The organism is Paenibacillus sp. FSL R5-0341, assembly GCF_037975235.1.
Taxonomy (GTDB): domain Bacteria; phylum Bacillota; class Bacilli; order Paenibacillales; family Paenibacillaceae; genus Paenibacillus; species Paenibacillus amylolyticus_A.
This window is the reverse complement of record NZ_CP150241.1, coordinates 2,270,257-2,282,648: the sequence shown is the minus strand read 5'-3', so window position 1 is coordinate 2,282,648 and position 12,392 is coordinate 2,270,257. Positions and strand designations below refer to the sequence as shown.

Genomic DNA, 12,392 nt, shown 5'->3' with positions numbered 1-12,392 from the left:
TTGAAAACCAATCATCATCTTCCCATTCCATGGAATCTAGCTTGCCGGTTCTGCAGATTCCACTGGATTTCGGGCGACGTCAACAATCATTCTCTTATCAATCTGCTCAAATTACATTACATGCTTCTCTGAGTCGTGATCTTAAACAGAAGTTTGGAGAACAGATGGTGTACCCGGTACTCCTCTCAGCTTATGCAGCCTTGTTATTCCGATTGTCAGCTGAACAGGAACTTGCCATAGGTGTGCTAGCTCCCGATCAGGCCGCTTCCTATCTCTCATTACAGATTCAAGGCAAATTGACCTTTGGCGAACTATGTCATCAGGCTTCAGAGCAGCTCAAGATTGATTACACGCTGCAAACCGGTGGATACCCTGAAACGTTGTTTATGCTGAATAGTGTACAGTTGCCTCAAGCTCCACAAATATTGAATTGGAACGTTCGAGATGATCAGAACTTGCTCATTCTCGATCTGTTCTATGATAGTTCACTGTTGAAAGAATCTACCGTGCTGAGATATGCAGAATACTATCAGACTCTTCTACTCGCCCTCGTGCGTGACAGTGACAAAACCATCGGTGCGGTGGATATACTTTCCGCCTCAGATCGATTGCTGTACCGTGAAATGAATGATACTTCCGTTCTCGAACCAGCGAACCAGACGGTTCATGGCTGGTTCGAAGCAACGGCAGCAGCATATCCGGATTCGCCAGCGATTACATCGCCATCTACAAGTTATACGTACAGAGAATTGAATGAACGAGCTAATCAGGTTGCACGTGTTCTAATATCCAATGGATTGCAGAAAGGTGAATTCGTCAGTATCTTTATGGATCGAAGTCTGGAAACCATCATCTCCCTGCTAGGTATTCTAAAGGCAGGTGGTGCGTATGTTCCGATCGACCCTGAGCATCCACAAGAACGTAACAGTTATATTGTGGAAGATACGGCGTCATCATTCGTTCTGACAACGGAGGCTTCTTATGACCAAGCTTCCAGCTTGTTCTCCAGTATAGCTACGGTCCGCCAGATTCTCGCTGTGGATGGTCGTCTAGCCGGGTTCGCAGCAAGCAACCCCAATCTCGATATTCAGCCAGATGATCTTGCGTATATTATCTATACGTCAGGTTCAACAGGTAAGCCCAAAGGTGCGCTGATTGCCCATCGGGGTGTAACCAATCTTGGCAGTGTCGTACAGCGTGATTGTGACATTCAACCAGGTGATGTATTAACCCAGTTCGCTACATACAGCTTCGATGCATCTGTGTGGGATACCATTGGCGCCTTGTTCTATGGAGCAGAATTGTATCTGTTGTCCGCGGAAGAACGTGTATCTGTTGAAGAATTCGCTAGTGCAATTGAACGGACAGGAACAACCATTATTACAATACTGCCTACGATTTTCTTCAATCAGCTTGCTTCCTACTTATCTGATGAAGGTTTCCACAAGTTGGCCAAAGTCAGAATCATTACTGTAGCCGGAGAAGCTCTCTATGGTGAACAGGTTCGCGCCTTCCAACGCAAATTCGGGAACCAGATTGATATTGTTAATGTGTACGGACCTACCGAATGTACGGTAGCCACAGCCACTCACCGCATCAGTGAGCAGGTTCCCGAACATGTGGTGAACATCCCTATCGGTAAACCGATTCATAACTACAAAGTATACATTGTGAATGAAGAGCATCAGCTCTGTCCGGTAGGTGTGCCTGGTGAGGTATATATTTCTACCCCTGCACTGGCCAAAGGTTATCTGAATCAGCCAGAACGTACAGAGCAAGCATTCATTGAGAATCCGTTTGCGATAGGTGAGAAAATCTACAAGTCTGGCGATATTGCCAAATTGCTCGATACGGGACTACTGGAATATGTCGGTCGCAGTGACTCACAGCTAAAAATTCGTGGTCACCGGATTGAGATCGGGGAGATTGAAGATCACTTTGCGCGTCTGGATCAGATCCAGAACGTTGCCGTTATTCCGAAGAAAGAATCCGACGGACAAAATATGCTGGTGGGTTACTTTACTTCGAAAGATGGCAGCACCCTTTCTGTTGCGGATATCAAGGCAGAACTGACGGAAAAACTGCCTTCTTATTTTGTACCAAAATGGATCTGTCAGCTGGATGAAATGCCGATTGCTCCGACTGGGAAAATCAATCGCAAAGCGATGGTATCCCTGCCTCATGTGGAACGACATGAAGATCGCCCTGATCGGGTCATGCCTGAGACGGAAACGGAATCCATTATCCTGGACGCATGGAAAGAAATTCTTCAGCACGATGACTTCGGTGTCGAAGATAGCTTCTTCAATGTAGGTGGTGATTCACTCCGGGTCATTCATGTACTGGTCATTCTGAAGCCGCATTATCCACAGCTGAAAATTGCCGACTTCTTTGCCGAGAAAACAGTCCGTGCTCTCGCACGTCGTGTTGGAGTACTGTCTCAAAGTACAGCAGAAGTTACACATTCAGCGGTGACGGATGGCATGATCACACAATTATCCGAACATCCTGTGGAACTGGCGTCCCAGTTGGGGTATCCGGTCATTCGTGAACCTGAGCATGTGTTACTGACCGGAGCGACCGGTTATCTGGGCTCTCATGTGCTGCAACAGTTAATTCTGAATTCCAGTACACGAATCTACACGCTGGTTCGTCGACCATCCAATGGAATAACTGCAATCGAACGCTTGACTAAAGTGCTGGAAGGTTATTTCGGCAAACAACTAACTGATCAACTCTCAGCTCGCGTGGAGATTATTGAAGGGGATCTCGAACAACCTAATCTCGGTCTGTCGGCTGAACAAACGGCTTATGTTCAGGAGCGAATTGACCGTGTCATCCACTGTGCTGCAGACGTACGTCATTTCGGGGATGCTGAGCAATTCGCCAAAACAAACGTGGCTGGAACGGTCGCATTGCTGGATCTGATTCGTAGTAAACCTGGGGCTTCATTCCACCATGTATCCACGATGGGTATTCCAGAAGATCTCGCACTTAGCGGACAGTGGGAATCCTCCCTGCAATATGATCGTTTCCCGGCTGACTTGCATGTGGACAACCTGTATTCGGACAGCAAGCTTGAAGCAGAGAAAGTGCTCATGATTGCCGCAGAGGAAGGTGTACCTGTCAGCATCTATCGCGCAGGTAATCTCACTTGTCACTCTGAGACTGGACGCTTCCAGTCCAATATTGATAGCAACGCCTTCTATCGTATGATCAAAGCGATGTTATTGCTTGGCAAGGCTCCTGCTGCTGACTGGATGGTTGATTTTACACCTATCGATTATGCGAGTGAAGCCATTGTTCATCTGGCCTTGCGTCAGGATACAGCCGGTCGTGTATTCCATATCTGTAATCCAGAGCCAATCCGCTATGATGAACTGATCCGTTCTGTGAATCGGGCTGGTTATGCAGTCGAAACACTACCTTTCGCGGAATACACACGTTGGTTGTTTGATGCAAACATCAGCAAAGAGCCCGAAGCTCTTCAGTTGGCTATTGCGCAGCTTGAAGGCGACGGTGCTAAAGATTCAGCTTATGTCTATGCCTGCCCTGTCACAACTGCTTATGTGGAACCTGCCGGAATCTCATGTGCGAAAACAGATGATCGCTTCATCTCCGCCATGTTAGACTACGCCGTTCAGATTGGATATTTCCCGTCTGCAATCCGGCGCCATAACGGCACTTCTACAGCAATGGAGTAAGTTCACTTTATCATTAGCATTTAATTAATATAGTTACACGAAGAGAAGCCACCTTCATCGTCATTCACTGATGACAAGGTGGCTTCTTTGCTTCGTGTGCCTGGATCATTCTTTTACATCCAGCGGATTATTGCAATGATGGCGAGATGCGCTGGATAGAAATAGCGCCATACCCAACGCGGGCCCTTCATGCGGAATCCTGCTTGGTAATACTGAGCAATAGCAATACCGGCGGTTGCGAGAACACTATACATTTGCACAGAGCTGTTATGCAGCAGAAGATATAGTGCATTCAACACGACATGCGCCACGACAAGTACAGGACCTTGGAAATAACGGAATAACAGGACCAATAATAACCCATACATCCCGTAATCCATCAGGCTAATTTCCATGAACCAACCTGCTCCAATTACAATCGGAATGCTTAGTAGGCGGGATGGCAGTTTATCGATAACGAACAGGACCAAAAGAGCTGACCACAGAGTCCATACCACATTCAAAGAGTAATGATTAAACGCGGCCATGAACGGTACTTGCGATATAATTGCAATCCAGAACAGCCGCCATATGTATTTTTGTACGTCTCGTGTATGTTTATACCCGATATACACTGCAAAAGCATAGATTGGAAAAGCGATACGACCTATAATCCTGAGTTCTATAATATGTGGAAAAAAGACAGCCCCTATATGATCAATCAACATCGTGATCATGGCAATCCACTGCATCATGTTGCGACTCCCCCTCCCTCTTTCCCGACTTCACGGGCCTGCCATCATTTATATAATGCGTCTTTTTGAGCAACCTCTTATAGACTAAGTTCATAATACATGAATTTGGTATCCAGTGCATATCCTTCGGATTCATATAAAGCTTGAGCTTGCTTGTTACTTAATTCAGTCGAGAGCGATATACGAAGAACTCCACGCTCAGATGCCAATCGCTTGGTCGCTTGCAGCAACTTCCTTGCTATACCTTGCTGACGATAATCCGAATGAACATACAGATCATTAAGCACCCAGATGGGCCCCATCGATACCGAGCTGAAACTGGGATACAGCTGAACGAATCCGGTACAATTCATGCCCTTCGAGAGTGGCGTACCGTCTCTTTCAGCTGTCCCGTGATCACTTTCCACATCGGTTTCTGCTACCAAAATCACCGATTCATGGCTTTCCATTCGTTCTTTAATATACTGACATGCTGCCTCAACATCTGTATTTTGTTTGTAGAATATCCGGTATTCATTGAACAATCCCCCCACTTCATTACAATCAGGGAGGCCTGCTAGTCTGATTCGGTGCTGCATTTCATTCAACTCCTTTGGGATGGAGACCATCGCCTCATCGTTTGTGTGTCTTTCTATTGTAAAACAATTCCTTCCCTTTCCCCATTCATCATCTGCATCAAAGTTTGTAGTATCTTGGACATGGACTCGCTATTCGTTCATACGCGCTTCCAGTTTGCATCTTGCTTATCGAGTCCATGGCAATTCTGTGTGTTTTGTTATATTGACTTCGAATTGGAAAAAATAAAAAGGCGACCAAAGCATCCGTTGCTCCGTCGCCGTAAATATTCAGTTCGATCCAGCATTCTGCTGTTGCTGACCAGAATCAGCATCTGGGAAAATGACGCCTTTCTTCAAAATCAGATTGGCATATTGTGCACGCTCCCCGGTTGCAACAATTACATAGGCACGCGAAGCACGTTCATAAAAATCAAATCGCTCTTCATGATCGAACGGCTCCGTAATGCCTTCGTATTCTTCAATCAACCTGCGGTAGTCTTCCCATATGATCGGTATCACCTGATCCCCTTTCACAACCTGCATGACAGCAGCCGGACGCTCGGCATAGGTATCCAGTGGATATAATTGCAGGATGGCTTCCAGCAGTTCGACGACTCCCAGTGCATCACAGCGTACCAGTCTTTTCGCGTGACTGGCTGCCGGAAAATTGCCATCAGCCAGAACCAGCTCGTCCCCATGCCCCATTTCAGACATGATTTTGAGTAGTTCCGGAGGGATTATTGCAGGAATATTCTTTAGCATACACAGCTCTCCTTGGTCTTCTCCAACATCGGTTAGAGCAAATTGGTTTTCTCCATTCTTCAAGCACTGTGGACATGGATACCATAGAAGCGGTTTCATTTCCATTCTAACAGTATTTTTTGATCATTGCATCGCGTACACATATGTTCGATATAAGAATATTTCATTTTGACAAAAATACTTGTTTGCCATATAGTTGTTATAACAACTAATTGTTTGGAACATTTTTATTATGGAAAGCGAGGTCTCCCAATCACATGGACTACACACTGGAACAATCTGTTGGATTCATGCTGGGTTTCACGCATCGTAAAGCTGTAGCTTTACTTGCTACGCGGTTCAAACCTTATGATATTACGACAGAACAATTTTCTGTCCTTTTTAATGTTGACCGAGGTGAAGGTGTAAATCAGAAGGAGCTCGCTGCACGTGTCTTCAAAGACCAACCCACCACGGCCCGGATTATTGATCTGCTTGAAAAGAAAGGCTGGGTAGAACGCCGGACCAGCGAACAGGATCGCAGAGCCTATCTGTTATACCTCACCAAGGAAGGCAAAGCGTTAATCGATATCCTCGTTCCTATTGAAAGAGAAATGAATAAAGAACTTGCTGAAGGTATATCCGAAGACCAGATGGAAGCATTTAAACATACTCTTTCCCTCATTAACCGCAACTTGTAATGAATCACAACTCAGGGGGAATACATCATCATGAAAGAAAAATCTACACAAGTTAGGCTATGGACCACCGATTTTATTCTGCTAATGCTGTGCAACTTCTTGCTGTTCTTGCAGTTGCACATGATCGTCTCTCCACTTCCGTCCTACGTTCAGGAACGATTTCACGCAAATGCGTTTGAGGTCAGTCTCTTCACCTGTCTGTTTGCCCTAAGTGCCATTGCAGCCCGTCTCTATTCCGCGAAAGCATTGGAGAAGGGCCTTCGTAACGCTATGATCTATATAGGACTTTCCATAGCCCTGCTGGCAACACTCGGCTATTATTTTGCTGCAGGTATAGCCGTGCTCTTATTACTGAGAATGTTGTTCGGTATCGGGTTTGGTATGAGTAGCACCGCTTTTCCAACGATGGCCTCGGACATTGTGCCCGTTAAACGAATGGGTGAAGGCATGGGTTACTTCGGGCTATCAACTAGCCTGGCTATGTCTATGGGTCCAATTATAGGGGTCACTCTGCTCCAAGGTGCAGGATTCGTAACCCTGATGTTATGTACTGCGGGTGTCCTCGTTGTCATCTATCCACTGAGTTATTCGCTGACACGCAAAAAAGCCAACAGAACCGATAACAGTACGAATATTATTCCACAGGCTACAACTAGCGCTTCAGGATCGCAATCGAATCAGAAGACGCCTTTCAACCGCAAGTTGATTCTGCCCAGTGTGCTGAATTGCCTGTTATCCATCACGTATGGTGGGCTTGTCGGATTCATCGTCTTGTATGGCAAGGAAGCCAATCTGGCCAATCCTGCACTGTTCTTTTTGTTCAATGCACTCGCCGTGTTACTGGTTAGACCATTTGCAGGACGGATCTATGACAACAAAGGTCCCAAAGCGTTGCTCATTCCAGGGGCCATATTTATTGCTATCGGGCTCATTCTGCTCTCATATGCAACCTCCATGTCTACCCTGTTCATTGCTGCCTTTATCTACGGGATTGGTTATGGTTCCATGCAGTCCTCTCTCCAAACCTGGATGATTCAGGTGGTCTCTCCTTCACAACGGGGGATGGCTAACGGCATGTTTTTGAACTCGCTGGATCTGGGTATTGCGACTGGTGCACTTCTACTTGGTGCCATTGCGTCCATGACCAGTTATACCGATATGTACCGTTATTCCGTGATGTTCATGATTTTGTTCTTGCTTATATATCTGGTTCAGGGAAAACGAAGCGGCAGCTTCTCCATTGAACCTCATGCTCTGCTCGCTCATACTCATATCCCTGCAACGGAATCAGAATCAGATCAAGATCAATCCAAGAATTCAGAATCTGGAGCCGGCAATACCGAAACTAGCCAGTCGAATAAGAGCAAACACGAATGATTGGTTAAAGTCATTCTGCTCATAGAAACGAGAAACGCGTTTACACCGAGAAAGCAAACTCATCTGCTTTCTTAGGCGTAAACGCGTTTTTTTAACGGAACAGATTCGGTTGTTTAACCTTAAGGCAGTACTGGAATGAAAGTGGCTTATCAGCAACCATCTATTTAGAATGGACTTTTTTTGCGACCTATTGGACCATACCCTCTATTCGTCTCGATCATATCCATATGTGTTTCATCCTTTTTTGGCTCGCTTCCTGAAGTAGGCTGGTCGCCGTGATCCGGCTTGACTGCGAATAAGGTGAGCAATCCACCCACTGCGCCGGACGCGGCGAGCACACCAAAAAGCAGAAAATGATGAGATCCGATCAGCAAAGACACCACAGGTGGACCAAGAGATACGCCAATGAAGCGCATGCTGCTGAACAGAGCTGTGATCGTGCCCCGCTGTTTTTTGTCCACGCCCTCTGTAATCAAGGCATCCAGACACGGCAACGTTGCGCCTATTCCGGCACTTCCCAATGTGAATAGACCTACTACAACATAGATATTATCGAATAAACCTATAACGCCAAGAGATACCGTCAGAAGCGCAAGCCCTGTGAAGCCAAGCCATTTCATTCGTGTTTTGTTTTTGCCAATCCACTTCCCTGCCAGGAATGAAGACAGACATAACGCTGCCAGCGGAATCGCAAGGACAAGTCCTTTGAGAACACCTTTCAAGGCGAATTCGCTCTCGAGTGTCTCGGACAGGTAATATAACACACCAAAGATGACAAACATGCAAATACCACCGATTGCAAACAACGCATACAACCAGCGTCCCTTTTCTTTCAGTACGTCACGAATGGAAGCCACAAATTCAGGAAAGGTGGGAGGCTTTTCTTTTTTTCGGGGTGTTTTCACCAGGAAAATAACCAGGATCAACGAAAGCACACATAGTACAGGAATAGCCATAAATGGTGCATACCACAACCAAACGGCCAGCGCTGCACCTAAAATTGGACTTATTACTTTACCAAATGTATTGGAGGTCTCGATGATTCCCAGGCTTTTACTTACCTCATTCTCATCATTGAACATGTCCCCAACCAATGGAATGACAATAGGGAACGCACCGGCTGCGCCAATTCCTTGCAATAACCTGCCACCCAGAATGGTCCAGTAGGCTATATTTCCATTGAGCATCCATGCTGCCACGCCAGCCACAGCACCTCCGATGGCTGCAATGACGAGGCTGGGAATGATCACTGCTTTTCTGCCGAAACGATCCGACAAATAACCTGCGAGAGGAATAAGCAGGATGGCAACGACAGCGTAGACTGTAATGAGCATGCTGACCTTGAATGCAGATACCTTCAATTCACGTTCAATCTGTGGCAGGATCGGTATAAGCATGGAGTTACCCAAGGTCATAATTAAAGGGATGGAAGCAAGTGCGACGAGATCCCACTTTTTATCGTTCATACCACAACCACCTTCACTGGTTCTACACACAACAGCATTATTGTGGTTGTTTCGGAGGTTGATTATGCAAGACATGCTGGATGTTACCGCTTATTCACACCAAAAAGCTGCCCTGCACGTATTCGTGCAAGACAGCTCCTTTAGTTCAATATTTACAACTACAACAACTTAAAGTGCCGTAACGCTGCTCCACCTTTGAAAATAATATACAGCTCATTCACCTTATGTGGCGCCTCAAGCGAACACTGAATTGTTGTCCACTTGATATCTTTCCCATTCACACTGCCTCCAGGTCCGGGAACTTCACACACACCAAGCAGATCGCCCTCCGGTCCTCCAGAACGAATCTCCAGTATCCCCACTTCCCCAAAGGCTGCAACTCTGGCTTCAAATCCGTGCAGTTCCTGAACAGCATTATGGTTGAAAGAGATCCAAGATGACTGACCATCTCGATATAAGGGTTCTTCCCGAGTGATTGCCCGAACTGCGGAACGTCCTTCCAGACATTCATCCAACAGAACATCTGCACAAGCATCATAATTCTCGGCAAAGGTAAGCAAGTGCAGCGGACGATCAGGAATCGTCTCACCTTCAATCTCAATGTCAGCCGACTGGCGGATATCTGCGGAAGAACGCCCTGCAAGGATGGCCCACGTCGCTGTCTCCAGGCAGTATCGATCTCGGGTAACATCCCATAGCGCCAGCTTCTGAACAGGAACCTCAAAACGTACCTTAACACGCGACCCTGCTTTGACATGAACACGACGGAAAGCAAGCAATTGCTTCTGAGCGCGTTTCACACGTGAGGTATGTGCAGATCCATAGATTTGAACGACTTCATCACTGTCACGTTCACCCTTATTGTATACCTCCACTTCAATCTTCAATTGATCAGTGGTGGCTTCCGCCGTAGTATCACGACTTACACGAATCGCCTCGTATTCGAATTCAGAATAGGTCAGACCATGACCAAATGCATATTGTACCGGTCCCTCATGATACATATAGGTCATATCATTCTGAATGATGTCATAGTCCATCATGTCAGGGAGCTGGGATTCATCTTCATACCATGTCATGTTCAATCTGCCTGCCGGGGCATAATGACCTAACAGCACATCCGCAAGCGCATTCCCCAATTCCTGACCTGCATGTGTCATATAGACGATTGCCCGGGCAATATCTTTCAACTCCTGCAAGGCAAATGGATAACTGCCCATAATGACAACCACCGTATTAGGATTGGCCTCACACACGGCTTTGACAAGTGCGACCTGATCTGGGGGAAGCAACAGACTTGGGCGGTCAATTTCTTCTTTGCCGTTGATATATGGACTATTGCCGACAACAACGACAGATGCCTGGCTATGGCGTGCTGCATTTACGGCCTGTTCTATTCCGCGTGTCACGATATCGATCTCGAAGGTCGCAGATTTTGTTGTGTTGCTTGGTAATTGACTTGTACATCCAGATTCACTGTTATCATGCAGAGTTGTACCGGTCGCTTGTTCTGTCTGCGGTGGTATTGGTGATAAAACAGAACGTCCCTGATATTCGCTCAGTCCAACGGGAATGCTATTCCATGTCAGCAAGACGTTGCTCCCATCCGTTTGGGGATCGAATTGTACAACTTCCTTCACGAACCAGCCACCGATTTCTGGTGCGTTCGCCTGATAGATGCCTTGCTCGGTTAAACTTACATATCGATTATTGTTCACACTTCTCAGCGTATGACTTCCCCAGCCCCAATCCTGATGTACGAACTGGGCTGCAGGTGCACTACTCTCTGGTATAGCAGCGAGTGTGCTTTCGGCACCGAGGGTTATAACCTGTCCGTCTGATGTCTTCAGACCAATACGGTCATTCCCATCGGCATAGGTCACGTCTGCTTCAGGTAGCCGATTGCGCAATCCATCGAGGATGGATACACGATAAGGCAGTGTGCCACTGTACCAATCGGTATAGACAACATCCGCAAGTGGTCCAATGACACTGATCTTCTGCAATGCTTCTGGTTGCAAAGGAAGCAAGCCATCATTTTTTAGCAAAACAATTGATTCGGCAGCAGCACGATAACTGAGTTTGGCATGTTCTGGTGCACATAATACCGACTCAGGTATGGAGGCATAAGGGTTACGTCCCGACTGATCCAGTTGTCCAAGTCGCATCCGGACACCGAAGATGTTGCGAATCGCTCGGTCCAGATCAGCTACCTCCAACAGATCCCGGCCCAGAGCTTCCTCCAGAGCAGATACGACAAGATTAACTTCATCTGTGAGACAGTCCACCCCTGCCTTCAACGCACCTGCTGCTGACTCGGCATGGCTGGTATGGTAACCGTGATAATCGACCGTCTGGGACAGGTCCCCACCGTCACATACAATAAAACCAGGCATCGACCACTCACCTTTAACCACATCATTCACATATGGACTTTCAATGGCAGGTGTACCATTAATGGAATTGTAAGCTGTCATCATGGACAAGGCTCCGCCTTCCACAAATGGCGTCTCAAATGCTTTTAAATAATATTCACGCAGATTGCGCGGATCGATGCTGGATGAACAATTCAGCCGATCTTTCTCATTATTATTGGCAAAAAAGTGTTTCAATGTAGCGACCATTTTCAGATAAAAAGGATCGTTTCCCTGCATGCCTTTGACGAGTGCTGCCGACATCTCTCCAGTGAGGACCGGATCTTCCCCGTATCCCTCTTCCGTTCTGCCCCAGCGTGGATCACGTTCCAGGTCAACTGTAGGTGCCCATAATGTTAACCCGTGAACCTCAGGATCACGGTGATGGTATGCCCTCGCTTCATCGCCAATAACGGAACCAATCTCCCGCATGAGCCGCGTATTCCAGGTACTTGATAGACCGAGAGGTTGCGGAAACACCGTTGCCTCCCCTTTCCACGCCACCCCGTGGGCAGCTTCGCCCCCAACATTGTAGGCTGGAATGCCAAGTCTTGGTACAGCTGCTTCGCGCGTAGGAATTAGTCGAATTTTCTCCTCCGTTGTCAATCGTGCAATCAGATCATCCAACCGTTCCTCAAGTGAAAGTGATGCGTCCCACATCGGGTATTGATGATACTCCTTCATCCTTCATTCCTCCT

At 46.9% G+C, this 12,392-nt stretch carries 8 protein-coding genes; 3 read left to right on the top strand and 5 right to left on the bottom strand.

The features are described 5' to 3' along the window. Positions 1-29: 29 nt before the first annotated feature. Positions 30-3,704, top strand: a complete 3,675-nt coding sequence (locus tag MKX75_RS10400; protein ID WP_339170416.1) for an amino acid adenylation domain-containing protein — start codon at positions 30-32, stop codon at positions 3,702-3,704. 113 nt (positions 3,705-3,817) lie between these two features. Here MKX75_RS10400 and MKX75_RS10395 read toward each other — a convergent pair whose 3' ends face one another. From MKX75_RS10395 to MKX75_RS10385, 3 genes are all read right to left on the bottom strand, one after another. Then, positions 3,818-4,438 (bottom strand): TraX family protein, encoded by a 621-nt coding sequence (locus tag MKX75_RS10395; RefSeq protein WP_339169533.1) that lies wholly within the window; start codon positions 4,436-4,438, stop codon positions 3,818-3,820. Positions 4,439-4,515: 77 nt separating this feature from the next. Continuing rightward, positions 4,516-5,016, bottom strand: coding sequence for a GNAT family N-acetyltransferase (locus MKX75_RS10390; RefSeq protein WP_339169532.1), 501 nt, complete (start codon positions 5,014-5,016; stop codon positions 4,516-4,518). A 267-nt stretch (positions 5,017-5,283) separates the two neighbouring features. Beyond that, positions 5,284-5,757 carry an RbsD/FucU domain-containing protein gene (locus MKX75_RS10385; protein ID WP_339169531.1) on the bottom strand — a complete coding sequence of 158 codons (474 nt, stop codon included), beginning with the start codon at positions 5,755-5,757 and terminating at the stop codon, positions 5,284-5,286. Between the two features lie 257 nt (positions 5,758-6,014). On the opposite strand from MKX75_RS10385, the gene MKX75_RS10380 reads away from it, so the two are divergent. Together MKX75_RS10380 and MKX75_RS10375 are read left to right on the top strand one after the other, a co-directional pair. Next, on the top strand, positions 6,015-6,437 hold the full coding sequence (locus MKX75_RS10380) for a MarR family transcriptional regulator (RefSeq protein WP_062833722.1): 423 nt from the start codon (positions 6,015-6,017) through the stop codon (positions 6,435-6,437). A 30-nt stretch (positions 6,438-6,467) separates the two neighbouring features. Then, positions 6,468-7,814 (top strand): MFS transporter, encoded by a 1,347-nt coding sequence (locus MKX75_RS10375; RefSeq protein WP_339169529.1) that lies wholly within the window; start codon positions 6,468-6,470, stop codon positions 7,812-7,814. A gap of 164 nt (positions 7,815-7,978) precedes the next feature. Here MKX75_RS10375 and MKX75_RS10370 read toward each other — a convergent pair whose 3' ends face one another. Together MKX75_RS10370 and MKX75_RS10365 are read right to left on the bottom strand one after the other, a co-directional pair. Beyond that, complete coding sequence (locus tag MKX75_RS10370) at positions 7,979-9,280, bottom strand: MFS transporter (protein ID WP_339169528.1); 1,302 nt, start codon at positions 9,278-9,280, stop codon at positions 7,979-7,981. 158 nt (positions 9,281-9,438) lie between these two features. After that, a complete protein-coding gene (locus MKX75_RS10365) occupies positions 9,439-12,378 on the bottom strand; it encodes a glycoside hydrolase family 3 C-terminal domain-containing protein (RefSeq protein WP_339169527.1) in 2,940 nt (979 codons plus the stop codon). Positions 12,379-12,392 lie beyond the last annotated feature (14 nt).

What these genes read in the sequence shown, in the direction of transcription:
- MKX75_RS10400 (WP_339170416.1), top strand. Translation starts at nt 30, where the DNA reads ATGGAATCTAGCTTGCCGGTTCTGCAGATTCCACTGGATTTCGGGCGA.
- MKX75_RS10395 (WP_339169533.1), bottom strand. Translation starts at nt 4,438, where the DNA reads ATGATGCAGTGGATTGCCATGATCACGATGTTGATTGATCATATAGGG.
- MKX75_RS10390 (WP_339169532.1), bottom strand. Translation starts at nt 5,016, where the DNA reads ATGCAGCACCGAATCAGACTAGCAGGCCTCCCTGATTGTAATGAAGTG.
- MKX75_RS10385 (WP_339169531.1), bottom strand. Translation starts at nt 5,757, where the DNA reads ATGCTAAAGAATATTCCTGCAATAATCCCTCCGGAACTACTCAAAATC.
- MKX75_RS10380 (WP_062833722.1), top strand. Translation starts at nt 6,015, where the DNA reads ATGGACTACACACTGGAACAATCTGTTGGATTCATGCTGGGTTTCACG.
- MKX75_RS10375 (WP_339169529.1), top strand. Translation starts at nt 6,468, where the DNA reads ATGAAAGAAAAATCTACACAAGTTAGGCTATGGACCACCGATTTTATT.
- MKX75_RS10370 (WP_339169528.1), bottom strand. Translation starts at nt 9,280, where the DNA reads ATGAACGATAAAAAGTGGGATCTCGTCGCACTTGCTTCCATCCCTTTA.
- MKX75_RS10365 (WP_339169527.1), bottom strand. Translation starts at nt 12,378, where the DNA reads ATGAAGGAGTATCATCAATACCCGATGTGGGACGCATCACTTTCACTT.